Genomic DNA, 25,689 nt, shown 5'->3' with positions numbered 1-25,689 from the left:
GAGCCGTTTCGCCCTCCGACCCACGGGACGACCGACATGACCAAGACCGCGACCCCCCAGAGCAGCGGCGGCGACGTCCGCCTCCAAGGGATAAGCAAGACCTACGGCTCCTTCACCGCCGTCCATCCGCTCGACCTGACCGTCCCCGCGGGCTCCTTCTTCGCGCTGCTGGGCGCCTCCGGCTGCGGCAAGACCACCACCCTGCGGATGATCGCCGGCCTGGAGGAGCCCACCACCGGGACCGTCGAACTCGCGGGCCAGGACGTCACCGTCCTGCCGCCCTACAAGCGCCAGGTCAACACCGTCTTCCAGAACTACGCGCTCTTCCCGCACCTCGACATCTACGAGAACATCGCCTTCGGACTGCGCCGCCGCGGCATCAAGTCCGTCAAGAAGCAGGTCGAGGAGATGCTCGACCTGGTCCAGCTCGGCCCGATGGCCCGCCGCAAGCCGCAGCAGCTCTCCGGCGGCCAGCAGCAGCGCGTCGCGGTCGCCCGCGCACTGATCAACCACCCCCAGGTGCTGCTCCTCGACGAGCCGCTGGGCGCCCTCGACCTCAAGCTGCGCCGCCAGATGCAGCTGGAGCTCAAGCGCATCCAGACCGAGGTTGGCATCACCTTCGTGCATGTCACCCACGACCAGGAGGAGGCCATGACGATGGCCGACACCGTGGCCGTGATGAACGGCGGCCGGGTCGAGCAGCTCGGCGCCCCCGCCGACCTCTACGAGAACCCCGCCACCACCTTCGTCGCCAACTTCCTGGGCACCTCCAACCTCATCGAGGCCGAGGTCGTCGAGGCCGGCGGCGACGAACTGCTGCTCAAGGCCGCGGACGCCAAGCTCCGGCTGCCCGCCGCCCGGTGTAGCGCCTCGGCCCGTACGGGCGAGAAGGTGCTGGCCGGCGTCCGGCCCGAGAAGGTCGCCCTGCGGCACGCCGACGACGCCGGGTCCATCACCGAGGGCCACAACCGGCTGCCCGGCCGCATCAAGGACGCCAGCTTCATCGGCGTCTCCACCCAGTACGTCGTCGACGTACCGGGCCTGGGCGAACTCGCCGTCTACGAGCAGAACATCGAGCGCGACGGCCGGCTCGTCCCCGGCGCGGAGATCGTGCTGCACTGGAGCCCGGCGCACACCTTCGGGCTGGACGCCACCCAGGACATCCAGGCCGGCGCGGACCTCGACGAGGAGGCCGCGTGACCACCACCGAGACCCCCGCGCCAGCGGACGAGCAGACCGCCGCGCCCCTGGAGGTGCGCAAGACCCCGGCCCGCAAACGGCTGGTCCCCTACTGGCTGCTGCTGCCCGGCATCCTCTGGCTGATCGTCTTCTTCGCCGCCCCGCTCGTCTACCAGGCGTCGACCTCGATCCAGACCGGCTCCCTCGAAGAGGGCTTCAAGGTCACCTGGCACTTCGCCACCTACTGGGACGCGCTCGGCGAATACTGGCCGCAGTTCGTCCGCTCGGTCGGCTACGCCGCCATCGCCACCGCGCTCTGCCTGCTCCTGGGTTACCCGCTGGCGTACCTCATCGCCTTCAAGGCGGGCCGCTGGCGCAACGTCGTGATGATCCTGGTCATCGCCCCGTTCTTCACCAGCTTCCTGATCCGCACGCTGGCCTGGAAGACGATCCTGGCCGACGGCGGACCGGTCGTCGCCGCCCTGAACTCGCTGCACCTCCTCGACGTCACCAGCGCGCTGGGCATCACCGAGGGACACCGGGTGCTGGCCACCCCGCTCGCGGTGGTCTGCGGACTCACGTACAACTTCCTGCCGTTCATGGTCCTGCCGCTCTACACCTCGCTGGAGCGCATCGACCCGCGGCTGCACGAGGCGGCCGGCGACCTCTACGCCCGCCCGGCCACCACCTTCCGCCGGGTGACCTTCCCGCTGTCGATGCCCGGCGTCGTCGCGGGCACCCTGCTCACCTTCATCCCGGCCGCCGGCGACTACATCAACGCCGAACTGCTGGGCTCCACCGACCAGAAGATGATCGGCAACGTCATCCAGTCGCAGTTCCTGCGGGTCCTGGACTACCCGACCGCCGCCGCGCTCTCCTTCATCCTCATGGCGACCATCCTCGCCATGGTCACGATCTACATCCGCAAGTCCGGGACGGAGGATCTGGTCTGATGGCGGCAACCGCGACCACGGCCGGCACGGCCGAGACCACGGCAACCACGGCGCCCACGAACGGCCGCACGCCCAACAAGGGCCTGCGCTGGCTGCGCCGCAACATCGTCACCCTCGCGGGGCTGGGCACCCTGGGCTACCTCATCCTGCCCAACCTCGTCGTGATGGTCTTCTCGTTCAACAAGCCCAACGGCCGCTTCAACTACCAGTGGCAGCGGTTCTCCACGGACGCCTGGACCGATCCGTGCGGGGTCGCCGACCTGTGCGGCTCGCTGGGGCTGAGCCTGCAGATCGCCGTATGGGCCACGGTCGGCGCGACCGTCCTCGGCACCATGATCGCGTTCGCGCTGGCCCGCTACCGCTTCCGCGCCCGGGCCGGCGTCAACACCCTGATCTTCCTGCCGATGGCCATGCCCGAGGTCGTCATGGCCGCCTCACTGGCGACCCTCTTCCTCAACATGGGCATCCAGTTCGGCTTCTGGACGATCCTCATCGCGCACATCATGTTCTGCCTGAGCTTCGTCGTCACCGCCGTCAAGGCCCGCGTGATGAGCATGGACCCCCGGCTCGAACAGGCCGCCCAGGACCTCTACGCCTCGCCCACCCAGACCTTCCTGCGGGTGACGCTGCCGATCGCCGCGCCCGGTATCGCGGCCGGCGCCCTGCTTTCCTTCGCGCTCTCCTTCGACGACTTCATCATCACCAACTTCAACGCCGGCTCCACCGTGACCTTCCCCATGTTCGTCTGGGGATCGGCACAGCGGGGCACACCCGTTCAGATCAATGTCATCGGTACGGCGATGTTCCTGGTCGCCGTGTTGTGCGTAGTGGTCGGCCAACTGGCCGGCAAACGCCGTAAAAGGAGCTAGAGGAGCTGAGAACCATGGCACGAGCTGCCATGAACGCCCCGTCCCCCGTCCACGCGCTCGCGGACGCCACCCCCACCCCCTTCTGGCTGGACGACCCCGCCCGCCCCGCCGCGCAACCCGCCCTCGTCGGCGACGAGAACTGCGACCTGCTCGTCGTCGGCGGCGGCTACTCCGGACTGTGGACCGCGCTGCTCGCCAAGGAGCGCGACCCGCAGCGCGACGTCGTGCTCATCGAAGGCGCCGAGATCGGCTGGGCCGCCTCCGGGCGCAACGGCGGCTTCTGCGCCGCCTCCCTCACCCACGGTCTGGGCAACGGACTGGCCCGCTGGCCCGGCGAACTCGCCAAGCTCGAAGAACTCGGCATCCGCAACCTCGACGCCATCGAGGAGGCGGTGGCCCGCTACGGCATCGACTGCGACTTCGAGCGCACCGGTGAGATCGACATCGCCACCGAGCCGCACCAGATCGCCGAGCTCAAGGAGGCCGCCGAGGACGCCGCGAAGCTCGGCCTGGACCGGCACACCTTCCTCGACGAGGACGCACTCCGCGCCGAGGTCGACTCACCGACCTTCCGGGCCGGCCTGTGGGACCGCAACGGCGTCGCCATGCTCCATCCGGCCCGGCTCGCCTGGGGCCTGAAGCAGGCCTGTCTGGGCCTCGGGGTGCGCATCTACGAGCGCACCCGCGCCACCGCGCTGGCCTCCGAGGGCACGGGCATGGCCGTCCGCACCCCGTACGGCCGGGTCTTCGCCCGCCGGGTCGCGCTCGGCACCAACGCCTTCCCGTCCCTGGTCAAGCGGATCCGCCCGTACATCGTCCCGGTCTACGACCACGCCCTGATGACCGAGCCGCTGTCCGACGAGCAGCTGGCCGCCATCGGCTGGAAGAACCGCCAGGGCCTCTCCGACTCCAACAACCACTTCCACTACTTCCGCATCACCGCCGACAACCGCATCCTGTGGGGCGGCTACGACATCGTCTACCGCTACGGCGGCGGGATCCGCGCGGAATACGACCACCACCCGGAGACGTACGAGAAGCTCGCCCGGCACTTCTTCCGCTGCTTCCCGCAGTTGGAGGGCCTGCGCTTCACCCACACCTGGGGCGGCGCGATCGACACCTGCGCCCGCTTCTCGGCGTTCTTCGGCACCGCACACGCCGGCCGGGTCGCCTACGCCACCGGCTACACCGGCCTCGGCGTGGGCGCGACCCGCTTCGGCGCCGACGTGATGCTCGACCTGCTCGCCGGCGAACGCACCGAGCGCACGGAGCTGGAGATGGTCCGCAGCAAGCCGCTGCCCTTCCCGCCCGAGCCGCTGCGCTGGGCCGGCATCGGCATCACCCAGTGGTCGATGACCCGCGCCGACACCCACGGCGGACGCCGCAACCTGTGGCTGAAGGCGATGGACAAGGTGGGGCTGGGGTTCGACAGCTGACGGGGACGGAGGCGTCACGGGGCGGGCGGATGGCTTCTGCCCGCCCCTTCGCCCGTCGTATCACTGCAGTGGTGGCGGTGCAGGGGGAGTGGAGGCGGTGACCTCCGGCGCCCAGCGGTCGCATACGGCGCACCAGAGCGCGAGCACCACCCCGGCCAGGCACCAGCTGCCGAGGACGTCCAGCGGCCAGTGATAACCGCGCCGTACCAGTCCCACCCCGACAGCGAGGTTGAGCAGCACGGTCGCGGTGGCCGTGGCCGGTGTCCTCGGGAGCCTGCCGCGGGCCCGGCTCCGACACCGTCCTCGGGCCCGGCGGTCGGCCCGGATCGCGCGAGGAGCTCGTCCGCGGATCAGCAGCAGCGCGGCCACTCCGTAGGCGACCGCCGCCGTGGCGGCATGGCCCGACGGATAGAAGCCGTCGTGCCCGCCGCCGGCCATCTGCGGTGGACCGGGCCGGGCGAGCCACAGCTTGAGCGGCACGACGAGCACGGGCACCGCGGCGAGCGCGAGCCCGGCGGCCAGCGGCGGCAGCCACCACCGCCGGGGCGGGCTGCCGGCGGCCCCGGCCCGCCGCCGGGACCACGACCCGGCCCGACCCATGACCACCGCCAGCACCACAACCCCCGACAACACCGGCACCGCCACAACCGTGTTGCCGAGGTCGGCAAAGAACTCGGCGATGGTGGAAGGGAGTTCGCGGGCACCGGCGAGGCCATGACCCAGCCGTTCGTCGTACGCCCGCAGCGGACCGTGCGCCGCCACCTGCCAGGTGAGCACGGCGAACAGCAGCCCGCAGACGACCATCACGCGCCAGGCGGTGAGAGGCCCCGGAAGACGGTTCGGGAAAAGGTTCGGCCGCCTCGGAACAGGGGGGGTGGTCCCGAGGCGGCCGCGCTGACCGGTGTCCCGCGCGCCCCGGGGGGTATGGGGCGGGCGGACATCCGATCGGTGAGGATTCCCGGTGCCCCTCTCACGAGGGGGACCGGCTTTGTGCGCGAGGGCACGGCCTGGCCGGAGCCGGGGAAGCGCCGACCGGGCGTCGCCCGCAGTCCCCTGCGGGCGGGGTGTTTCTCTCATCTGCAGAAACCGTACGGCACGGGGAGCGCACCGGACAGCCGCATCACCCGCCCGCCATCGGCCCCGCACATCTTCTTCACTCGGCATCTCCAGCTACGCGCGTCCGCCCGGAAGAGGGTGATCAGGCCGGGATTGCGACCGACCGCCACCACCTGCGGAGACGCGCCGTCACCCGGTACGGACACGGGAAAGCGGCCCGCAGACAGGCTGCGGGCCGCTCACTCCGGGGCTCCCGGCCGGATCAGCTCCCGGCCGGATCGGTCCCTGGCGGGCCAGCCCCTGACGGATCGATCCCGGGTGGACCGGTCAGTCCCTGACGGTTTGATCCCCGGCGGACCAGTTGGTCCCTGACGGTTCGATCCCCGGCGGATCAGTCAGTCCCTGATGTATCGATCCCCGGCGGATCAGATCTTCGTGAACGCCGCCTCAAGGATGTCCAGACCCTCGTTGAGCAGGTCGTCGCCGATGACCAGCGGCGGCAGGAAGCGCAGCACGTTGCCGAACGTACCGGTCGTCAGGACCAGCAGGCCCTCCTGGTGGCACGCCTTGGCGAGCGCGCCGGTGGCCTCCGGGTTGGGCTCCTTCGAACCGGACTTGACCAGCTCGATCGCGATCATGGCGCCGCGGCCGCGGACCTCGCCGATGATGTCGTACTTCTCCTGCATCGCGACGAGGCGGCCCTTCATGACCTCCTCGATGTGCTTGGCCTTGCCGTTGAGGTCCTGCTCGCGCATGGTCTCGATCGAGCCGAGCGCGGCGGCGCAGGCGACCGGGTTACCGCCGTAGGTGCCGCCCAGGCCGCCCGCGTGCGCGGCGTCCATGATCTCCGCGCGACCGGTCACGGCCGCCAGCGGCAGACCGCCGGCGATGCCCTTGGCGGTGGTGATCAGGTCGGGCACAATGCCCTCGTCCTCGCACGCGAACCACTGGCCCGTACGGCAGAACCCGGACTGGATCTCGTCCGCGACGAAGACGATCCCGTTCTCCTTGGCGAAGTTCGCGATCGCCGGGAGGAATCCCTTGGCCGGCTCGATGAAACCGCCCTCGCCGAGCACCGGCTCGATGATGATCGCCGCGACGTTCTCGGCGCCGATCTGCTTGGTGATCTGCGTGATGGCCTGCTCCGCGGCCTCCTGAGCACAGTTCTCCGGGCCGGTCAGCCAGCGGAAGGGGTAGGCCACCGGCACGCGGTAGACCTCGGGCGCGAACGGACCGAAGCCGTGCTTGTACGGCATGTTCTTGGCGGTGAGCGCCATCGTCAGGTTCGTCCGGCCGTGGTACCCGTGGTCGAAGACGACCACGGCCTGCCGCTTGGTGTACGCCCGCGCGATCTTGACGGCGTTCTCGACCGCCTCCGCACCGGAGTTGAACAGCGCCGACTTCTTCTCGTGGTCGCCCGGGGTCAGCTCGGCCAGCGCCTCACAGACCTCGATGTACGGCTCGTACGGCGTCACCATCACACAGGTGTGGGTGAAGTCGGCGAGCTGCGCGGTGGCCCGGCGGACGACCGCCTCCGCGCTGTTGCCGACCGAGGTCACGGCGATGCCCGAGCCGAAGTCGATCAGGGAGTTGCCGTCCACGTCCTCCAGGACGCCACCGCCGGCCCGCTTCACGAAGACAGGCAGCACGGCGCCGACGCCACTGGCGACCGTGGCCTGCTTACGGGCCCACAGCTCCTGCGACTTCGGGCCGGGGATCGCGGTGACGACGCGACGCTCCTGGGGAAGGGCGGGGCCTCCGGACAGTTCGCTCATGGCAGTCTCCTGGATGGAACGGGAACGGACAGACGTCTTGAGTCTTGTTCTCGCAGGCTAGGGGCGGTCGGGCGGGTCTGGCATGTTCCGTTCGGGAGAAGTGCGCGTGTTGCGTTGTCCGCACCGGACATAGCGACGGCTCCCGGCCAGTAGATTGAGCGCCGGCGCGCCCGGCAGCGGCGCCCACCAGCGCGGGCATGACAATGACAACGCGGCACCGCCGGCCCACGGCGCGGCCGCACCGCCACACACCAGGCCACGGCTCAAGGGGGACAAGGGGCACCGGATGGACACCGAGGGCACGCACGACGCACGTCACACCGCTCCCCAGCCGTCGGGCGGAGCGCACCGGACCGATCCCACCGTGCCGCGTCCCGCGGCCCCGCCCACTCCGCCACCCCCCTCTGCCCCACCGGTGGTATCGGCCGTGCCCACCCTCCCGCCCACTACGGCGCCGGCCGCCGGCACGGGCGCGCCCGAGCCGGCGGTGGTGAGCTGGCTCCGCATGCCACGCCCGGCGGCGGCACCCGGCGTATGGACCTACGGGCACCGCCCCCGCCCGGCGGAGGAGCCCGACCGGGTCCCGGCTCGCCAACTGGTCAGCGGGGCGGTCATCTCGTTCTTGTGCGGGTGGCTGTTGTGGTCGTTGTTGTGGAACGGGTACTTGGGGACGTATTGGGTGTGGCCGCTCGAAGCTCTCGTCCCGCACTCCTGGGTGGTGGGCACAACACCCAGTGACGAGGTCATTTATGCGGTGGTAACGCGTATTTACAGTGCTTTGTGGATCCTCGGCATCGCAATCTTCTTCGGCCGTCTCGGCCGCTGGCCCGAGCTGGCGCGTCGATACGTGATGCCGGTCTTCCGCCGCCTCCGCACCCCCGCCACCGCCGCCCCCAAGCCCCCGTCCGCCTCCGATCCCGCGCAGTGGCCCGAGCTGCGGGCGCACGGTGCGGTGGATGCGGCCGAGCGGCTGGCCGCCGAGGCGCGTGCCGGGCGGATGAACGACGTGGACGTGGCCAGGATCGAACGGGCCTGGCGGTCGGTCCGGTCCGGTAAGAACTCCCTCGCGACGTTCACCGACACTGTGCTCCGGCACGGCGCGGCCGCCTGTGCGCACCCCTCGGGCCGGCGTGACCTGCCGCGCCGGGCCGCCGCGCACGATCTGCTCGCCCACCAGGTCCGTATCGGCACCGCCGCCGACCACCCCCGCAACCCCTACCAGCACCGCGGGGTCGGCTGTGCCCTGGAGCCCGGGGTGCTGGGGACGTCCCTGCTGGCCGTCGGGCCCGCGGGGAGCGGGAAGACCACCCGGGTCGTGAAGCCGGTCGTGGAGTCGATGTGTCTCCAGGCGCTGGCCGGGCAGTGCGCCGTGATCGCCGTCGGACCGGCCGGGTCGGACCTGGGGCCCGACGAGGCGTTCGACGTGGTGGTCAGGGTCGGCCGCCCGGACCCGGACTGCGATCTCGATCTCTACGGCGGCACCACGGATCCCGACGAGGCGGCGGGCATCCTCGCCGAGGCGCTGGTCGGTGACCTCGCCGAGCAGTTGCCCGGTGGGGACAGCCGGCGGGCCGCGACCGCACTGGCCCAGCTGCTCGGCCCGTTCCGTGCCGTCCATGACCGCTTCCCGACGGTCCCCGAACTGCGCGCGCTCCTGGACGCGGTGCCCCAGACGATCGCCGACCTGCGCACCGCTCTGGAGGAGGCCGAGGCCCACACCCTGCTGCGTGAACTGGACGCCCGGGCCCGCCAGGCCGAGCGCCCCGGCGACGTCGCCGTTCTCCTCGCCGACCGTCTCGCCCTCCTGGACCGACCCGCCTTCGCCGCGTTCTTCGACCCGACGGGGCGCACCCGCCAGGTTTCGCTGCACGCCCTCGACCATCCGCTGCGGGTACGGATCGAACTGCCCGAGCGCGGCCACGCGGAGGCCTCGCGGATCCTCGCCCGGTTGGTGCTGGCGCAGTTCACCGAGTGCGCGGTGGCCCGCAGCGACCGCTCGCTGTTCGCCTGTCTGGTGCTGGACGAGGCCGCGCACACCATCACGGCCGAGGCGCTCCGTGGTCTCCAGCGGCTGCGCTCGGCGAATGCGGGCGTGGTGCTCACCCTGCGCTCCCTCGACGACGTCCCGGACGCGCTGCGCGGCACGCTGCTCGGCGCGGTCGGCTGCCGGATGGCGTTCGCGGGCGTCACGACCTGGGACGGTGCGCGGTTCGCCGAGGTCTGGGGCAAGGAGTGGGTGGAGACCCGTGATGTGACGGACCGTCAGATCATCGCGGAGAGTGCCGCGGGGAAGGCGTTCCACGTCTTCCGTCACCTGGTCACCGGTAAGGCCGCCACCGCCAAGGCCGTCACCGTGCGGACCGTGGAGCGGGAACGCTGGTCCGCCTCCGACCTCGCCAACTCCGTCCCTGCGGGGCATGCGGTGCTCTCGGTGACCAGCGTGACCGGGGAACACGCCCCACCCGTCCTCGTAGACCTCCGCTCCTGACCCGCCACCCCGCGGCCCACGCCCCCCCCACCCCGCGGCCCACGCCCCCACCCCCGGCACGCCAGGCCCCCCAGCACGCCAGGCCCCCCGGCACGCCAGGCCCCCCCGGCACCCCAGGCCCCCCGATTCCGCCGTTGAGGCAGAATCGGGGGTGGCCGTTCGTACGGGGCGGCGTAAAGAATGGGTCGTGGGCCGGTTGTCGGGTGGTCGACGATCGGTTGTCCGCTCGGGTTCGCCGAAGGCAGCGAGATGTCTGCGGAGTCGGCGAAGCCAGCGAAGTCAGCGAAGTCAGCGAAGTCAGCGAAGTCAGCGAAATCGTCGACGTCACCGAAGTCACCGAAGTCACCGAAGCCATCGAAGGTCCTATGCCGCACACGCTCGCCTCCCTGGTCAACCACACCGCGCTCAAGCTGACCGTGCTCGCGGGCGAGGGGCGGCTGGACGTGCCGGTGCGCTGGGCGCATGCCAGTGAGCTGATCGATCCGGTGCCGTATATGGAGGGTGGCGAGCTGCTGCTGATCACGGCGCTGAAGCTGGACGCGGAGGACCCGGAGGCCACCCGGAGGTACGTGCGGCGGGTGGCGGAGGCCGGGGTGGTCGGGCTGGGCTTCGCGATCGGGGTGAACTACGAGGACGTCCCGGAGCCGCTGGTGGCGGCGGCGCGGGAGCAGGGGCTGCCGCTGCTGGGCGTGCCGCGCCGGACGCCGTTCATCGCGATCAGCAAGGCCGTGTCGGCGGCGGTGGCCGCCGACCAGTACCGCGCCGTGACCGCCGGCTTCGAGGCGCAGCGGGAGCTGACCCGGGCGGCGCTCAGCGCCGAGGGCCCGACCGAACTGCTGGCCCGGCTCGCCGCGCACCTGGACGGGTGGGCGGCGCTGTACGACGCCTCGGGGGCCGTCGTGGCGGCCGCCCCCGACTGGGCGGCGCGGCGGGCGGCGCGGCTCGCGGAGGACGTGGCGCGGCTCAGGGAACGGCCCGCGCCGGCGAGCTCGGTGGTGAGTGACGCCGAGGGCGACGACCGGGTCGAGCTGCAGTCGCTGGGCACCGGCCGGCGGGCCCGCGGGGTGCTCGCGGTGGGCACCGGTGCGCCGCTCGGAACGGCCGAGCGGTACGCGGTGCACTCCGCGGTCGCGCTGCTGACGCTGACCACCGAGCGGTCCCGGGCGCTGCAGGACGCCGAACAGCGGCTGGGCGCCGCGGTGCTGAAGATGCTGCTGGCGGGCGAGCCCGACCATGCGCGCGCGGTCGCGGGGCGGCTCTACGGCGGGCTGCTGGACGCGCCGTTCCGGGTGGTGGTCGCGGAAGCGGTGCCGGGGGAGGAGGGCGGCGGGTCGGCCGGTGCCTCGTCCTCCGGTACGTCTCGTCGCAGCAGCAGCAGCAGCAACAACAACAACAGCAACAGCATGGGCGGGGCGCTGGACGCGCTCGCCGACGCCATGGACTCGGCGGCGGCACGGACCGGTGAGGCGGTGCTCGCGGTGCCGGACGGCGGCCGGCTGATCGTGCTGGTCACGGACGGCGGTGCGGCGGCGGACGCGTGTGCGGCGTATGCGGCGCAGGCCGAGGCCCGGGCCGGTGCGCAGGCCCGCGCGCGGGGCCGGGCGGGGCGTACCGAACCGGGCGGTGAGGGACTGGCCGTCGGGCTGTCCGCGCCGACCGGGCCGGCGGCCGCCGCGAACGCCTACCGGCAGGCCGAGCAGGCGCTGTCGGTGGCCCGGCGGCGCGGCCGGGTGCTGGTCGAGCACGAGGACGTGGCCGCCGGCTCCGTCCTGCCGCTGCTCGCCGACGACGCGGTCCGGGCGTTCGCGGACGGGCTGCTGCGGGCGCTGCGCGAGCATGACGCGACCGGCCGCGGTGATCTCGTGGCCTCGCTGCGGGCCTGGCTCGCCCGGCACGGCCAGTGGGACGCGGCCGCCGCCGACCTGGGCGTCCACCGGCACACGCTGCGCTACCGGATGCGGCGGGTGGAGGAGATCCTGGGGCGGTCGCTGGACGACGCGGACGTGCGGATGGAGCTGTGGCTGGCGTTGAAGGCGACCTCGTCGTCGTCCGCGTCGTCACCATCGTCGCCGTCGCCGTCGCCGTCGCCGTCGCCGTCGCCGTCGCCGCGTGGCGGGGAGTGAGCCGAGCCCATCCGGCTCCACCGCGCCCCGCCGTCGCCACGTGGCGGGGAGCGAGCCGAGCCCATCCGGCTCCACCGCGCCCCGCCGTCGCCGCGTGGCGGGGAGTGAACCGAGCCCACCCGGCCCCACCGCGCCCTCGGCCCCGGCCCCCGGTACCCCCGCGCCCCTCCACCACGGAGAGCCCCGCCCCCTGATTACGCCGCTTCGGACAAACGCCATCGCGGCGGTGCGCCCCTACCGTGGGGGCAGCAGTCCAAACCGCAGAGCCGCTCGCTGAGCCATGCGCATCACCCACCACGTCTGAAGGGCCGGGTTCCACTGTGCCGATCCCCACTGATGCAGCCCCCACCGCCTTCTGGCTCGCCGGCCGCGAGGCCACCGGCGAGGCCACCTTCGATGTCACCTCCCCGTGGGACGGACGTCTCGTCGGCACGGTGAGCGTGCCCACCGAGGACCAGGTCGAGGAGGCCATCGCGGCCTCCGTCGCGGTCCAGGAGGAGTTCGCGGCGACCCCCGCGCACGTACGGGCGGCCGCGCTGGACCACGTGCAGCGCCGGCTCGTCGAGCGCACGGAGGAGATCGCGCGGCTGATCTCCGCGGAGAACGGCAAGCCCATCAAGTGGGCGCGCGGTGAGGTCGGCCGGGCGATCTCCGTGTTCCGCTTCGCGGCCGAGGAGGCCCGTCGCTTCAACGGCGGCGAGGCGCAGCGGCTGGACACCGACGCGGGCGGCGCCGGCCGGCTCGCGCTGACCCGCCGCTTCCCGCGCGGCACGGTCCTCGGCATCGCGCCGTTCAACTTCCCGCTCAACCTCTGCGCCCACAAGGTCGCCCCGGCCATCGCCGCCGGCGCCCCGATCATCCTCAAGCCGGCCCCGGCCACCCCGCTGTCCGGTCTGATCCTCGGTGAGCTGCTCGCTGAGACCGACCTGCCGGCCGGTTCCTGGTCGATCCTCCCCGTGCCCAACGAGCGCATGGAGGCGCTGGTCCAGGACGAGCGGCTGCCGGTCGTCTCCTTCACCGGCTCCGAGAAGGTCGGTTACGCGATCCTCGACTCGGTGCCGCGCAAGCACTGCACCCTGGAGCTCGGCGGCAACGGCGCGGCCGTCGTGCTGCCCGACTGGTCCTCCGAGGAGGACCTGGACTGGGCGGCGCAGCGGATCGCGATCTTCTCCAACTACCAGGGCGGCCAGTCCTGCATCTCCGTGCAGCGGGTGATCGCGGACGCCTCGGTGTACGACCGGCTGGTGCCCAAGATCGTGGCGGCCGTCGAGGCCCAGGTCACCGGCGACCCGTCGGACGACGCGACCGAGGTCGGCCCGCTGGTGAACGAGGACGCCGCCAAGCGCGTCGAGGCCTGGGTGGACGAGGCCGTGCAGGGCGGCGCCAAGCTGCTCGCCGGCGGCAAGCGCGACGGCGCCTCCTACGCGCCGACCGTGCTGGAGGACGTGCCCGCGGGCGCCACCCTCGCCTGCGAGGAGGTCTTCGGCCCGGTGCTCACCCTCACCAAGGTCGACGGGGTGGACGCGGCCTTCGCGGCGGTCAACGACTCCAAGTACGGCCTGCAGGCGGGCGTGTTCACCCACGACGCCAAGACCGCCTTCCGTGCCCACCGGGTGCTGGAGGTCGGCGGCGTGGTCATCGGCGACGTGCCGTCCTACCGCGCGGACCAGATGCCGTACGGCGGCGTCAAGCAGTCCGGCGTGGGCCGCGAGGGCGTCCGGTTCGCCATGGACGACTACACCTACGAGCGGGTGCTGGTCCTCACCGGCCTGGCCCTGTAGGACCCGGTCCGGTGCCCCGCAAGGGGCACCACCCGGTGGCGCCGGGAGCCGGTGCCACCGCACTCCTCCGCACCCCCGACCAGGTCGGGACCGGTGGACAGCGACGGCCTTCCCTCGGGCCACTCACCGTCCTGACCCCGGCCGGCGCACCCCCCGGCGCCGGCCCTCGACGCGGCGCGCTCCGGCACCCTGTTTCCGGAGCGCGCCGCGTCCCCCGTTCTCCGGCACCGTTCCCCCGTCGTGCCGGATCTTGACCGTACGGCGCGGACCGCCCCGGCGCCTCCTGTCCCAGGGGGAGCCGCGGCCGTGTCCCAGGGGGGAGACCGGCGGGTACGTACAACCAGCGCGGTATGCGCGCACCCCCCGAAGGGCCGATGACGGCCGGCCGGGCCGTCGCCCCGCCGGTGCGCAGGCGCCCCATGGCCGGGAGGCACCGTTGCGGCCCGCCGCGGCCGGTACCTCCAGTGGTGCAAGCCGCGCGGATCGGGTAACTCTCACAAGTAGCGCTGTCCAGCGGCCGACCGGCCCGCCGGCGCTGAACTCCCGACCCCGCGGCGAGGTGAGCTCCTGATGACCGCTCCATCCATCCGCAACGTCTCCGAGCGCGAAGCACGCCAGGTCGCCGAGGCGGCCCGCGAGCAGGACTGGCGCAAGCCGAGCTTCGCCAAGGAACTGTTCCTGGGGCGCTTCCGGCTCGACCTGATCCATCCGCACCCCACGCCCGCCGTGGACGACGTGCGCCGCGGTGAGAAGTTCCTCGCCACCCTGCGGGACTTCTGCGAGACGGAGATCGACGGCGCGCGGATCGAGCGCGAGGGCAGGATTCCGGACGAGACGGTGCGCGGGCTCAAGGAGCTCGGCGCGCTCGGGATGAAGATCGACCCCAAATACGGCGGCCTGGGGCTCACCCAGGTCTACTACAACCGGGCGCTGTCCCTGGTCGGCACCGCCAGCCCCGCCATCGGCGCGCTGCTCTCGGCCCACCAGTCGATCGGTGTACCGCAGCCGCTGAAGCTGTTCGGCACCAAGCAGCAGAAGGAGACCTTCCTGCCGCGGCTGGCCCGTACGGACATCTCGGCGTTCCTGCTGACCGAGCCGGACGTCGGTTCGGACCCGGCCCGGCTCGCGACCACGGCCGTCCCGGAGGGCGACGAGTACGTGCTCGACGGGGTCAAGCTGTGGACCACCAACGGCGTGGTCGCCGACCTGCTGGTGGTGATGGCCCGGGTGCCCGCCTCCGAGGGCCACAAGGGCGGCATCACCGCCTTCGTCGTCGAGGCCGACTCGCCCGGCATCACCGTCGAGAACCGCAACGCCTTCATGGGCCTGCGCGGCCTGGAGAACGGCGTCACCCGCTTCCACCGGGTGCGGGTCCCGGCCGCGAACCGCATCGGCCCCGAGGGCGCCGGCCTGAAGATCGCCCTGACCACGCTCAACACCGGACGGCTCTCGCTGCCCGCGATGTGCGTCGGCTCCGGCAAGTGGTGCCTGAAGGTCGCCCGGGAGTGGTCCGCGGCCCGCGAGCAGTGGGGCCGGCCGATCGCCAAGCACGAGGCCGTCGGCGCCAAGATCTCCTTCATCGCCGCGACCACCTTCGCCCTGGAAGCGGTCGTCGACCTGTCCTCCCAGATGGCCGACGAGAACCGCAACGACATCCGCATCGAGGCCGCCCTCGCCAAGCTCTACGGCTCCGAAATGGGCTGGCTGATGGCCGACGAACTCGTCCAGATCCGCGGCGGCCGCGGCTTCGAGACCGCTCCCTCGCTCGCCGCCCGCGGCGAACGCGCGGTCCCCGCCGAGCAGATGCTGCGCGACATGCGGATCAACCGGATCTTCGAGGGCTCCACCGAGATCATGCACCTGCTGATCGCCCGGGAGGCGGTGGACGCCCACCTCTCCGTCGCCGGTGACCTCATCGACCCCGACAAGTCCCTCGCCGACAAGGGCCGGGCGGCCGCCAAGGCCGGCGGGTTCTACGCCCGCTGGCTGCCCAAGCTCGTCGCCGGACCCGGCCAACTCCCGCGCACCTACCAGGAGTTCGGCATCCTCGCCGGGCACCTGCGGTACGTCGAGCGGACCTCGCGCAAGCTCGCCCGGTCCACGTTCTACGCGATGTCGCGCTGGCAGGGCCGGATGGAGACCAAACAGGGCTTCCTCGGCCGGATCGTCGACATCGGCGCCGAACTCTTCGCGATGAGCGCCGCCTGCGTCCGCGCCGAGCACCTGCGCGAGACCGGCGACCACGGCCGCGAGGCGCAGCAACTGGCCGACGCGTTCTGCCGGCAGGCGCGGATCCGGATCGAGGAGCTCTTCGGCCGGCTGTGGTCCAACACCGACGAACTCGACCGCAAGGTCGTCTCCGGCGTCCTCGACGGCAGCTACGGCTGGCTGGAGGAGGGCATCATCGACCCCAGCGGCGACGGCCCGTGGATCGCCGACGCCACCCCCGGCCCGAGCGCCAAGGACAACGTCCACCGCCCCATCGGCTGAACCACACCCGGGCCCGGTCCGCCGCTGATCGGCCGGACCGGGCCCGCCGTGTGCCCTCCGTGCCCACGGCACCCCGCGACCGGCCACAATGGACCCCATGACGGACTCCCTCGCCCATCCGCACCTGCGCTTCGAGCCGGCCGCCGGCGACCCCGGCGGCCCGGGCCGGCCCCGCTCCCTGGTGATCCTCGGCTCGACCGGCTCGATCGGCACCCAGGCGATCGACATCGTGCTGCGCAATCCCGACCGCTTCCGGGTGACCGCGCTCTCCGCGGCCGGCGGCCGGCCCGAGCTGCTCGCCGAGCAGGCGCACCGGCTGCGGGTGGAGACCGTCGCGGTGGCCCGCGAGGACGCCGCCCCCGCGCTGCGCGCCGCGCTCGCCGAGCAGTACGGCCCGGGCGAGAAGCTCCCCGAGATCCTGGCCGGCCCCGACGCCGCCACCGAACTCGCCGCCTCCCCCTGCCACACCGTCCTCAACGGCATCACCGGCTCCATCGGCCTCGCCCCGACCCTGGCCGCCCTCAAGGCGGGCCGGGTGCTGGCGCTGGCCAACAAGGAGTCCCTGATCGTCGGCGGCCCGCTGGTCAAGGCCGTCGCGAAGCCCGGCCAGATCATCCCCGTCGACTCCGAGCACTCCGCGCTCTTCCAGGCACTGACCGGCGGCGCCCGCGCCGAGGTCCGCAAGCTCGTGGTCACCGCTTCCGGCGGCCCGTTCCGCGGTCGTACGAAGGCGGAGCTGGCCGGGGTCACCCCCGAGCAGGCGCTGGCCCACCCCACCTGGTCCATGGGCCCGGTCGTCACCATCAACTCCGCGACCCTGGTCAACAAGGGCCTGGAGGTCATCGAGGCGCACCTGCTCTTCGACGTCCCCTTCGACGCGATCGAGGTCGTCGTCCACCCGCAGTCCTACATCCACTCGATGGTGGAGTTCACCGACGGCTCCACCCTCGCCCAGGCCAGCCCGCCCGACATGCGGATGCCGATCGCACTGGGTCTGGGCTGGCCGGACCGGGTCCCGGACGCCGCCCTGGGCGTCGACTGGACCACGGCGCAGACCTGGGAGTTCTTCCCGCTGGACACCGAGGCCTTCCCGGCCGTACCGCTCGCCTGCCACGTCGGCTCCCTGGGCGGCACCGCACCGGCCGTCTTCAACGCCGCGAACGAGGAATGCGTGGACGCCTTCCTGAAGGACGGGCTGCCGTTCACAGGGATTGTGGATACCGTCGCGGAGGTGGTCGCCGAACACGGCACGCCCGCCTCGGGAACTTCCCTGACCGTCGCGGACGTCCTGGAGGCGGAGACCTGGGCGCGCGCCCGCGCCCGCGAACTGGCCGCCCGTGCGGCACGGACCCCCTCGGAGGCTCGCGCATGACGACCTGGATGACCATCCTCGGCATAGTCGTCTTCGTCGTCGGCCTGCTGTTCTCCATCGCCTGGCACGAACTCGGCCACCTCTCCACGGCCAAGATGTTCGGCATCCGCGTGCCGCAGTACATGGTGGGCTTCGGGCCGACGATCTTCTCCCGCAAGAAGGGCGACACCGAGTACGGCATCAAGGCCATCCCGCTCGGCGGCTACATCCGCATGATCGGGATGTTCCCGCCCGGGGACGACGGGAAGCTGCAGGCCCGCTCCACCTCGCCGTTCCGCGGCATGATCGAGGACGCCCGCTCGGCGGCCTTCGAGGAACTGCAGCCCGGCGACGAGAAGCGGCTCTTCTACACCCGCAAGCCCTGGAAGCGCATCATCGTGATGTTCGCCGGGCCGTTCATGAACCTGATCCTGGCGGTCGTGATCTTCATGAGCGTCCTGATGGGCTTCGGCATCAACACCCAGACGACCCAGGTCGGCTCCGTCTCCGACTGCGTGATCTCGGCCGCCGCCAAGACCGACAAGTGCCCGGCCGGCGCCAAGGACTCCCCGGCCAAGGCCGCCGGCCTGCGCGCCGGCGACAAGATCCTCACGTTCAACGGCCGGGCCGTCCCCGACTGGGGCACCCTCCAGCAGCAGATCCGGGACACCACCGGACCCGCCACGCTGGTCGTCGAGCGGCACGGCGTCCGCAAGACCCTGCACGCCGACCTGATCAAGAACAAGGTCGCCAAGACCGACGGGCACGGCGGCTACGTCCCCGGCCAGTTCGTCACCGCCGGCTTCCTCGGCTTCACCCCGGCCAGCGGCGTGGTCCAGCAGTCCTTCGGCCAGTCCGTCGACCGCATGGGCAACATGGTCGAGCAGGGCGTCTCCTCCCTGGTCAACCTGCCCGGCAAGGTCCCGGACCTGTGGAACGCGGCCTTCAACGGCGGCGAGCGCAAGCAGGACTCCCCGATGGGCGTGGTCGGCGCAGCGAGGGTCGGCGGCGAGGTCTTCTCGCTGCACATCCCGCCGGAGCAGCGGGTGGCGACCATGCTCTTCCTGGTCGCCGGGTTCAACCTCTCGCTGTTCCTGTTCAACATGCTGCCGCTGCTCCCGCTCGACGGCGGGCACATCGCCGGCGCCGTGTGGGAGTCCATCCGCCGGGCCTTCGCCAAGATCGTCCGGCGGCCGGACCCCGGGCCCTTCGACGTGGCCAAGCTCATGCCGGTCGCCTACGTCGTCGCCGGGATCTTCATCTGCTTCACGCTGCTGGTGCTCGTGGCGGACGTGGTGAACCCGGTGAAGCTCACCTGACCAGGACATCCGTGACGGCCGGGCCCGCTGCCACCGTATGGGCGCGCCCGGCCGCCTCCGTTAGTGGGGGCACACGGCCTCGATGTGCCCCGGGCGAGCCCGGTGCCGTAATGTCGGAGGCCGGAGCCCGCCGACGCGGGGCCTTGATCCATACCTTGGGGTTGCTCGCCAGATGACTGCCATTTCACTGGGAATGCCGGACGTACCGACCAAGCTCGCCGACCGCCGGGTCAGCCGCAAGATCCACGTCGGTCCGGTCGCCGTGGGCGGAGACGCACCGGTCTCGGTGCAGTCGATGACGACCACGCGGACCTCCGACATCGGGGCGACGCTGCAGCAGATCGCCGAGCTGACCGCCTCCGGCTGCCAGATCGTCCGGGTCGCCTGCCCCACGCAGGACGACGCCGACGCGCTGCCCGTGATCGCCAAGAAGTCCCAGATCCCGGTCATCGCGGACATCCACTTCCAGCCGAAGTACGTCTTCGCCGCCATCGACGCCGGCTGCGCCGCGGTCCGGGTCAACCCCGGCAACATCAAGCAGTTCGACGACAAGGTCAAGGAGATCGCCAAGGCGGCCGGCGACGCCGGCACCCCGATCCGCATCGGTGTCAACGCCGGCTCCCTCGACCGCCGCCTGCTGCAGAAGTACGGCAAGGCCACCCCCGAGGCGCTGGTCGAGTCCGCGCTGTGGGAGGCGTCCCTCTTCGAGGAGCACGGCTTCCGCGACATCAAGATCTCGGTCAAGCACAACGACCCGGTCGTGATGGTCAACGCCTACCGCCAGCTCGCAGCCCAGTGCGACTACCCCCTCCACCTCGGCGTCACCGAGGCCGGCCCCGCCTTCCAGGGCACCATCAAGTCCGCGGTCGCCTTCGGCGCGCTGCTCAGCGAGGGCATCGGCGACACCATCCGGGTCTCGCTGTCCGCGCCGCCCGTCGAGGAGGTCAAGGTCGGCATCCAGATCCTGGAGTCGCTGAACCTCCGCCCCCGCCGCCTGGAGATCGTCTCCTGCCCGTCCTGCGGCCGCGCCCAGGTCGACGTCTACAAGCTCGCCGACGAGGTCACCGCGGGCCTGGAGGGCATGGAGGTGCCGCTGCGGGTCGCCGTCATGGGCTGCGTCGTCAACGGCCCCGGCGAGGCCCGCGAGGCCGACCTCGGCGTCGCCTCCGGCAACGGCAAGGGCCAGATCTTCGTCAAGGGCGAGGTCATCAAGACCGTGCCCGAGTCGAAGATCGTGGAGACCCTCATCGAAGAGGCCCTGAAGATCGCCGAGCAGATGGAGAAGGACGGCGTCGCCTCCGGCGAACCGGTCGTCACCGCCGCCGGCTGACCCGCCCCACAGCCCGTCCGAGCCCCGCCGCCCACCAGGGCCGCGGGGCTCACGGCTGCCTGGACCGGCCCCGCACGCAGCGCACGGGGTGCCCCGCGCGGACGCGAGGTAAAGTGCCAAGACCTGCTCCCGCCTGCCCTCCCAGGCCCGTAACGGTGAGGCATTCCGAGACGTGCTGACGACCACCACCATCAAGGTCCTCGAACCAGGGGACCTCGACGATGCGCTCGCGGTCCTCGACCGCGACCCGGTCGCCAACGCCTTCGTCGCCGCCCGCGTCCAGGTCGCCGGCCTCGACCCCTGGCGGCTGGGCGGCGAGATGTGGGGCTGGTACGTCGGCGGCCGGCTGGAGTCGCTGTGCTACGCCGGCGCCAACCTCGTCCCCGTCTGCGCCACCTCCGAGGCGGTCCGCGGCTTCGCCGACCGCGCCCGCCGCCAGGGCCGGCGCTGCTCCTCCATCGTCGGCCCGGCCGGCCCGACCGCCGAACTCTGGTCGCTGCTGGAGCCGTACTGGGGCCCCGCCCGCGAGATCCGCGCCCACCAGCCGCTGATGGTCACCACCTCGCCGTCCACCGCGATCGCCCCCGACCCCTGCGTCCGGCGGATCCGCAAGAACGAGATGGACCTGATCATGCCGGCCTGCGTCGCCATGTTCACCGAAGAGGTCGGCATCTCCCCGATGGCCGGCGACGGCGGACTCCTCTACCAAGCCCGGGTCGCCGAACTCGTCGGCGCCGGCCGCTCCTTCGCCCGCGTCGAGGACGGCAGGGTCATCTTCAAGGCGGAGATCGGCGCCGCCACCCCGCGCGCCTGCCAGATCCAGGGGGTCTGGGTCGACCCCGCCCACCGCGGCAAGGGCCTGTCCGAGACCGGAATGGCCGCCGTGCTCCGCTACGCCCTGAGCGACGTCGCCCCCGTCGTCAGCCTCTACGTCAACGACTTCAACACCGCAGCCCGGGCCGCCTACCGCCGGGTGGGCTTCGAGGAAGTCGGCGCGTTCATGAGCGTGCTGTTCTGACCCGCGGCCTTGTACGCTCCGGACCATGGATGACGTCGCGGTCGGCCCCCTCGATCTCGCTGCCCGCGTGGACGACGCGCTCGCGGTGCAGGCGCTCGCCTTCGGCCTGAGCGAGGAGGAGATCGCCGTCCGCCGGCACATCGTCCTGCGCCACCTCGGCTGCCCCGGCGCCCGGGCCCTGGGCGCCACCACCCCCGCCGGCCGGCTCGTCGGCTTCGTCTACGGCATGCCCAACGACCGCACCCACTGGTGGTCCACGGTCGTCGAGCCCTATCTGCGCAGCGAGGGCCTCGACCACTGGCTCGACGACTCCTTCACCATCACCGAGCTGCACGTCCACCCCGCCTACCAGCACCGCGGCCTCGGCCGGGCACTGATCACCCGGATCACCGACGGCGCCGGCGAACCCCGCTCCATCCTCTCCGCCATCGACGTCGAGAGCCCCGCCCGCAAGCTCTACCGCTCCCTCGGCTACCACGACCTGGCCCGCCGGGTCCTCTTCCCCAGCGCCCCCACCCCGTACGCGGTGATGGGCGCGCCCCTGCCGTTGAAGCGCCCCTGATCCGCCCCCTACAGCGGGACGACCCGCGGCGGGGCAGCGGGCAACGCGGGCCGTATCCCATTTCCGCGGGACACACCCCTACGGCTAACCTCCAGGGAGTCACCTTTCTTACGCAGGAGAAACTCCCATGGCCCACGCCGCACAGGTCCAGCGCATGTCCCGCTTGATGATCAAGACACTGCGCGACGACCCGGCCGACGCCGAGACCGCCAGCCACAAGCTGCTCGTCCGCGCCGGGTACGTCCGCCGCTCCTCCGCCGGCATCTGGACGTGGCTGCCGCTGGGCAAGAAGGTCCTGGAGAACGTCTCCCGCATCGTCCGCGAGGAAATGGACGCCATCGGCGGCCAGGAGGTCCTGCTGCCGGCGCTGCTGCCCAAGGAGCCCTACGAGGCCAGCGGCCGCTGGGAGGAGTACGGCGACCTGCTCTTCCGCCTCAAGGACCGCAAGGGCGCCGACTACCTCCTCGGCCCCACCCACGAAGAGATCTTCACCCTCACGGTCAAGGACCAGTGCACGTCCTACAAGGACCTGCCGGTGATCCTCTACCAGATCCAGATCAAGTACCGCGACGAGGCCCGCCCCCGCTCTGGCGTGCTCCGCGGCCGCGAGTTCCACATGAAGGACTCGTACAGCTTCGACACCACCGACGAGGGCCTGGCCCAGTCCTACGCGCTGCACCGCGAGGCCTACGAGAAGATCTTCCGGCGCCTGGGCCTGGACTACCGCATCGTCTCCGCCGTATCCGGCGCGATGGGCGGCTCGGCGTCCGAGGAGTTCCTGGCGCCCGCGGCGGCCGGCGAGGACACCTTCGTCGACTGCCCGGCCTGCGACTACGCCGCCAACACCGAGGCCGTTACGGTCACCGTCGAGCCGGCCGACGGCAGCGCGCACGGCCCGGTCGAGGAGCTGGACACCCCCGACACCCCGACCATCGAGTCGCTCGCCGAGTTCCTCGGCGTCCCGGCCTCCGCGACGCTGAAGAACCTCCTGGTCAAGGTCGACGGCGAGATCGTCGCGGTGGGCGTCCCGGGCGACCGCGAGGTCGACCTCGGCAAGCTCGGCGAGCACCTCGCGCCGGCTACCGTCGAACTGGTCACCGCCGAGGACTTCACCGACCGCCCGGACCTGGTCCGCGGCTACGTCGGCCCGCAGGGCCTGGCCGGCAAGGCCTTCCGCTACCTCGCCGACCCGCGCGTCGCCCCCGGCACCGCCTGGGTCACCGGCGCCAACAAGGAGGGCACGCACGCCAAGAACGTGGTGTGCGGCCGCGACTTCGAGGTCGACGAGTACCTCGACGTGGTCGTCGTCGAGCCCGGCGACCCCTGCCCGAAGTGCGGCACCGGCCTGAAGATCGACCGCGCCATCGAGATCGGCCACATCTTCCAGCTCGGCCGCAAGTACGCGGACGCCTTCGAGCTCGATGTGCTCGGCCAGAACGGCAAGCCGACCCGGGTCACCATGGGCTCGTACGGCATCGGCGTCTCCCGTGCGGTGGCCGCACTGGCCGAGCAGACCCACGACGAGAAGGGGCTGTGCTGGCCCCGCGAGGTCGCCCCGGCCGACGTGCACGTCGTCGCGGCGGGCAAGGCCCAGCAGACCGAGCTCGCGCTGGCGATCGGGGACCGGCTCGGCGACGCCGGCCTGCGGGTCCTGGTCGACGACCGGGCCGGGGTCTCGCCGGGCGTGAAGTTCACCGACGCCGAACTGCTGGGCGTGCCGACCATCGTGGTCGCCGGCCGGCGCGCCGGTGAGGGCGTGGTCGAGGTCAAGGACCGCCGCACCGGCGAGCGCGAGGAGCTGACGGTCGAGGAGGCCGTCGCCCGGCTCAGCGCCTGATCCGCCCGGTACGCCTGACACGAGAACGCCGCGGCGCCGCCGGTCCCGGGACCGGCGGCGCCGCGGCGCACGTACCACGGGTCTACAGCCAGGCCGCGAACTGCAGCAGCAGTTCGCCGCGCTGGCGGTCGCCCACCGCCGCCTCCCGCACCCCGGCGTCCACCGCCCGGTACAGCGTCCACTCGCGCAGCCGGTCCCGGTCCACCTCCAGGGAGTCGGCCAGCTTGGCCACCCGGCGGCGGACCGCGGCGGCCGCGCCCGACCCGGCCGCCAGGTCCTCGAAGCGGTCCAGCACCAGTGCCGCCAGGTCGTACGCCCGCTCGCCGACCACCGGCGACGGGCCGATCGCCAGCCACGGCGCCCGCTCACCGGCCAGCACCTTGCCCTGGCGGAACGCCCCGTGCAGCAGGAACCGCTCGTCGGAAGCGGCCGGCAGACCGCGGCGCAACTCCTGGGCCTCCTCGACCAGCGGGGCGGCCGCCCGGGTCAGCGCACCCGCCGTGGCCAGCGCCTCCACGTCCTCCTCGGCGCGCCCGGCCAGGGTCTCGAACGGGTGGTCGGCCGGCGGCTCCACCCACAGGCGGCGGACCGTACCTGCCGCCTCCAGCAGGGCCTTGGCCTCCGGCAGCGAACGCAGCGACACCCCGCTCTGCAGCCGTTCCAGCAGCAGCGCCCCGCTCGCCGCGTCGGACCGCAGCAGCCGCACCGCCCCCCAGCCGTCCCAGGTCGCGAGCGCCTCCGCCTCGTGCCCGGCGCGGCGGCCCGGCACCGGCAACTTCAGCGCCGCCGGCGTCCCGTCCGCCTGCCGTACGAGCGCCAGCAGACTGCTGCGGCCACCCGGGGCGTGCACCCGCTCCAGCGTCAGCTCCCAGTCGGCCAGCCGTTGCTGAACCAGCGTCGGCAGTGCGTCGAGCCACTTGCGTACCGGGCTGTCCGGGTCGCCGCTCACCGAACTCACCAGACGCTGCGGCGGTTCGATGGGTGCCGTTGCCATGCCTGCGCTGTCCCTTTCCTGGGGCCTTTCCGGGGCGGTGACCGCCGGTCGTTCAGAGCGCGCCCGCGGAGGCGCTCGTGGAGCCGGACGGAGCGGGGGCCGTGGCCCGTTCCGTGAGCCCAGGGAAGGCTACGCCGCCGCCGCGCCAGCGCACCGCCCGCACCGCCGCCTCCCGCAGCGCGGCGGCCGCCTCCCGCCGCCGGGCCCGGCCGCCGGCCCGCACGAGGTCCGCGTAGACGGCGGCCAGCCGGTCCTCCAGCTCCGCCGCCAGCCGCACCGCGGCGGCCGGGTCGGGTACCGGGAACGGCAGTTCGTACGCGGCGGCCGCGGCCTCGGGCCTGCCGCCCAGCGCCAGCACCTCGCGGTGCAGTGCGTCCCGGCGGGCGCGGTGGGCGTCGTAGGCCGCCTGTGCCTCGGTGCGCCGGTCGCGGGAGATGCGGCCGCCGACCACGCCGTAGCCGTAGACCGCGGCGTGCTCGGCGGCCAGCGCGGCCTGCACGGCGGTCAGCTCCTCGTGGTCGTCGTCGTGCTGCTCGTCGCTCTTCTTGCGGGAGGTCATCGGGGCGGCTCCGTCAGCAGATAGGCGTGCGCCGCGCCGGCCGCGGCCACCGAGGCGAGCAGCCGGGCCAGTTCGGGCGGCGCGGACAGCAGTGCGGTGGTCCGGTGGTCGGCGAGCTTGCGTTCCGCGGTGGCCAGGGCGCCTCGCGCGGCCTCCTCGTCCCCGGGCACCGGGGGCGCGGCGGCCTTGTGCGGACGGCCCCGGCGGGCGGAACCGGAGGGGGAGGGGCCGGCGTCCCCGGTCGTGAACGCCTGGACGTGCCGGGCCACTTCGGAGCGCAGCGGGCGCAGCCGCGGCGCCAGGGCCGGGTGGGCGGCGAGCGTCGCGTCGTAGCGCGCCAGCAGCGCCGTACTGTCGTGGGCCGCGGCCGTGCGCAGCCGGTCGGCGGCGGAGGAGTGCTCGTCCCGTTCGGGGGAGTCGTCCTCGGAGCAGCCGGCGAGCAGCGCCGCGCCCCCCAGGGCGGCGCCGGCCAGCAGGGTCCTTCTGCGCGTGAGCGCCACTTTCGGCACGTTGCACTTCCCGGGGTCTTCCGTTGTGATCACCGCAGGCGAGAGTATCCGTGACCACCC

General features: G+C 72.5%; 19 protein-coding genes. 14 read left to right on the top strand and 5 right to left on the bottom strand.

Going from position 1 to position 25,689, the window contains the following annotated elements; translation table 11 throughout:
- The first annotated feature begins 36 nt into the window (after window positions 1-36).
- The 4 genes from AB0G35_RS25250 to AB0G35_RS25235 are packed head-to-tail and all read left to right on the top strand — an operon-like array spanning window position 37 to window position 4,437.
- Window positions 37-1,200, top strand: a complete 1,164-nt coding sequence (locus AB0G35_RS25250) for an ABC transporter ATP-binding protein (RefSeq protein WP_360953730.1) — start codon at window positions 37-39, stop codon at window positions 1,198-1,200.
- Window positions 1,197-2,132, top strand: a complete 936-nt coding sequence (locus AB0G35_RS25245; RefSeq protein WP_360953727.1) for an ABC transporter permease — start codon at window positions 1,197-1,199, stop codon at window positions 2,130-2,132. Before AB0G35_RS25250 ends, AB0G35_RS25245 begins: the two co-directional genes overlap by 4 nt.
- Window positions 2,132-3,001, top strand: coding sequence for an ABC transporter permease (locus tag AB0G35_RS25240; RefSeq protein ID WP_360953724.1), 870 nt, complete (start codon window positions 2,132-2,134; stop codon window positions 2,999-3,001). The genes AB0G35_RS25245 and AB0G35_RS25240 overlap by 1 nt, the downstream gene beginning before the upstream one ends.
- A gap of 14 nt (window positions 3,002-3,015) precedes the next feature.
- Window positions 3,016-4,437: an FAD-dependent oxidoreductase gene (locus AB0G35_RS25235; protein ID WP_360953721.1), complete on the top strand. Its 1,422-nt coding sequence runs from the start codon at window positions 3,016-3,018 to the stop codon at window positions 4,435-4,437.
- A gap of 60 nt (window positions 4,438-4,497) precedes the next feature.
- Here the strand turns inward: AB0G35_RS25235 and AB0G35_RS25230 are convergent, their stop codons facing one another.
- The gene (locus tag AB0G35_RS25230; RefSeq protein ID WP_360953806.1) at window positions 4,498-5,241 is read right to left on the bottom strand and encodes a phosphatase PAP2 family protein; all 744 of its coding nucleotides are present in this window, start codon (window positions 5,239-5,241) and stop codon (window positions 4,498-4,500) included.
- Between the two features lie 677 nt (window positions 5,242-5,918).
- Window positions 5,919-7,268 (bottom strand): 4-aminobutyrate--2-oxoglutarate transaminase, encoded by a 1,350-nt coding sequence (gene gabT, locus AB0G35_RS25225; protein ID WP_360953718.1) that lies wholly within the window; start codon window positions 7,266-7,268, stop codon window positions 5,919-5,921.
- Between the two features lie 286 nt (window positions 7,269-7,554).
- Between gabT and AB0G35_RS25220 the strand changes: the two genes are divergently transcribed.
- From AB0G35_RS25220 to AB0G35_RS25175, 10 genes are all read left to right on the top strand, one after another.
- Window positions 7,555-9,756 (top strand): ATP-binding protein, encoded by a 2,202-nt coding sequence (locus AB0G35_RS25220; RefSeq protein WP_360953715.1) that lies wholly within the window; start codon window positions 7,555-7,557, stop codon window positions 9,754-9,756.
- 365 nt (window positions 9,757-10,121) lie between these two features.
- The gene (locus AB0G35_RS25215) at window positions 10,122-11,879 is read left to right on the top strand and encodes a PucR family transcriptional regulator (RefSeq protein ID WP_360953712.1); all 1,758 of its coding nucleotides are present in this window, start codon (window positions 10,122-10,124) and stop codon (window positions 11,877-11,879) included.
- Window positions 11,880-12,199: 320 nt separating this feature from the next.
- A complete protein-coding gene (locus AB0G35_RS25210; protein WP_360953709.1) occupies window positions 12,200-13,660 on the top strand; it encodes an aldehyde dehydrogenase family protein in 1,461 nt (486 codons plus the stop codon).
- 570 nt (window positions 13,661-14,230) lie between these two features.
- The gene (locus AB0G35_RS25205) at window positions 14,231-16,150 is read left to right on the top strand and encodes an acyl-CoA dehydrogenase family protein (protein ID WP_360953706.1); all 1,920 of its coding nucleotides are present in this window, start codon (window positions 14,231-14,233) and stop codon (window positions 16,148-16,150) included.
- Window positions 16,151-16,247: 97 nt separating this feature from the next.
- On the top strand, window positions 16,248-17,522 hold the full coding sequence (dxr, locus tag AB0G35_RS25200) for a 1-deoxy-D-xylulose-5-phosphate reductoisomerase (RefSeq protein WP_360953703.1): 1,275 nt from the start codon (window positions 16,248-16,250) through the stop codon (window positions 17,520-17,522).
- Window positions 17,519-18,820: a site-2 protease family protein gene (locus AB0G35_RS25195; RefSeq protein WP_360953701.1), complete on the top strand. Its 1,302-nt coding sequence runs from the start codon at window positions 17,519-17,521 to the stop codon at window positions 18,818-18,820. Before dxr ends, AB0G35_RS25195 begins: the two co-directional genes overlap by 4 nt.
- 172 nt (window positions 18,821-18,992) lie before the next feature.
- Window positions 18,993-20,150, top strand: coding sequence for a flavodoxin-dependent (E)-4-hydroxy-3-methylbut-2-enyl-diphosphate synthase (gene ispG, locus AB0G35_RS25190; protein ID WP_360953698.1), 1,158 nt, complete (start codon window positions 18,993-18,995; stop codon window positions 20,148-20,150).
- Between the two features lie 172 nt (window positions 20,151-20,322).
- Window positions 20,323-21,168, top strand: coding sequence for a GNAT family N-acetyltransferase (locus AB0G35_RS25185; RefSeq protein WP_360953695.1), 846 nt, complete (start codon window positions 20,323-20,325; stop codon window positions 21,166-21,168).
- Window positions 21,169-21,193: 25 nt separating this feature from the next.
- Window positions 21,194-21,730: a GNAT family N-acetyltransferase gene (locus AB0G35_RS25180; RefSeq protein WP_201808233.1), complete on the top strand. Its 537-nt coding sequence runs from the start codon at window positions 21,194-21,196 to the stop codon at window positions 21,728-21,730.
- 127 nt (window positions 21,731-21,857) lie between these two features.
- Complete coding sequence (locus AB0G35_RS25175) at window positions 21,858-23,567, top strand: proline--tRNA ligase (protein WP_360953692.1); 1,710 nt, start codon at window positions 21,858-21,860, stop codon at window positions 23,565-23,567.
- A gap of 82 nt (window positions 23,568-23,649) precedes the next feature.
- Here the strand turns inward: AB0G35_RS25175 and AB0G35_RS25170 are convergent, their stop codons facing one another.
- The 3 genes from AB0G35_RS25170 to AB0G35_RS25160 are packed head-to-tail and all read right to left on the bottom strand — an operon-like array spanning window position 23,650 to window position 25,620.
- Window positions 23,650-24,561 (bottom strand): aminoglycoside phosphotransferase family protein, encoded by a 912-nt coding sequence (locus AB0G35_RS25170; protein ID WP_360953689.1) that lies wholly within the window; start codon window positions 24,559-24,561, stop codon window positions 23,650-23,652.
- Between the two features lie 52 nt (window positions 24,562-24,613).
- Window positions 24,614-25,120, bottom strand: coding sequence for a ferritin-like domain-containing protein (locus tag AB0G35_RS25165; RefSeq protein WP_360953686.1), 507 nt, complete (start codon window positions 25,118-25,120; stop codon window positions 24,614-24,616).
- Window positions 25,117-25,620: a hypothetical protein gene (locus tag AB0G35_RS25160; protein ID WP_360953683.1), complete on the bottom strand. Its 504-nt coding sequence runs from the start codon at window positions 25,618-25,620 to the stop codon at window positions 25,117-25,119. Before AB0G35_RS25160 ends, AB0G35_RS25165 begins: the two co-directional genes overlap by 4 nt.
- Between the last annotated feature and the right edge of the window lie 69 nt (window positions 25,621-25,689).

Source organism: Streptomyces sp. NPDC021749, from assembly GCF_040640655.1.
Classification (GTDB): Bacteria; Actinomycetota; Actinomycetes; order Streptomycetales; family Streptomycetaceae; genus Streptomyces.
This window is presented reverse-complemented; position numbering and strand designations above follow the sequence as displayed.

What these genes read in the sequence shown, in the direction of transcription:
- AB0G35_RS25250 (WP_360953730.1), top strand. Translation starts at nt 37, where the DNA reads ATGACCAAGACCGCGACCCCCCAGAGCAGCGGCGGCGACGTCCGCCTC.
- AB0G35_RS25240 (WP_360953724.1), top strand. Translation starts at nt 2,132, where the DNA reads ATGGCGGCAACCGCGACCACGGCCGGCACGGCCGAGACCACGGCAACC.
- AB0G35_RS25235 (WP_360953721.1), top strand. Translation starts at nt 3,016, where the DNA reads ATGGCACGAGCTGCCATGAACGCCCCGTCCCCCGTCCACGCGCTCGCG.
- AB0G35_RS25230 (WP_360953806.1), bottom strand. Translation starts at nt 5,241, where the DNA reads ATGGTCGTCTGCGGGCTGCTGTTCGCCGTGCTCACCTGGCAGGTGGCG.
- gabT (WP_360953718.1), bottom strand. Translation starts at nt 7,268, where the DNA reads ATGAGCGAACTGTCCGGAGGCCCCGCCCTTCCCCAGGAGCGTCGCGTC.
- AB0G35_RS25220 (WP_360953715.1), top strand. Translation starts at nt 7,555, where the DNA reads ATGGACACCGAGGGCACGCACGACGCACGTCACACCGCTCCCCAGCCG.
- AB0G35_RS25215 (WP_360953712.1), top strand. Translation starts at nt 10,122, where the DNA reads ATGCCGCACACGCTCGCCTCCCTGGTCAACCACACCGCGCTCAAGCTG.
- AB0G35_RS25205 (WP_360953706.1), top strand. Translation starts at nt 14,231, where the DNA reads ATGACCGCTCCATCCATCCGCAACGTCTCCGAGCGCGAAGCACGCCAG.
- dxr (WP_360953703.1), top strand. Translation starts at nt 16,248, where the DNA reads ATGACGGACTCCCTCGCCCATCCGCACCTGCGCTTCGAGCCGGCCGCC.
- AB0G35_RS25195 (WP_360953701.1), top strand. Translation starts at nt 17,519, where the DNA reads ATGACGACCTGGATGACCATCCTCGGCATAGTCGTCTTCGTCGTCGGC.
- ispG (WP_360953698.1), top strand. Translation starts at nt 18,993, where the DNA reads ATGACTGCCATTTCACTGGGAATGCCGGACGTACCGACCAAGCTCGCC.
- AB0G35_RS25180 (WP_201808233.1), top strand. Translation starts at nt 21,194, where the DNA reads ATGGATGACGTCGCGGTCGGCCCCCTCGATCTCGCTGCCCGCGTGGAC.
- AB0G35_RS25175 (WP_360953692.1), top strand. Translation starts at nt 21,858, where the DNA reads ATGGCCCACGCCGCACAGGTCCAGCGCATGTCCCGCTTGATGATCAAG.
- AB0G35_RS25170 (WP_360953689.1), bottom strand. Translation starts at nt 24,561, where the DNA reads ATGGCAACGGCACCCATCGAACCGCCGCAGCGTCTGGTGAGTTCGGTG.
- AB0G35_RS25165 (WP_360953686.1), bottom strand. Translation starts at nt 25,120, where the DNA reads ATGACCTCCCGCAAGAAGAGCGACGAGCAGCACGACGACGACCACGAG.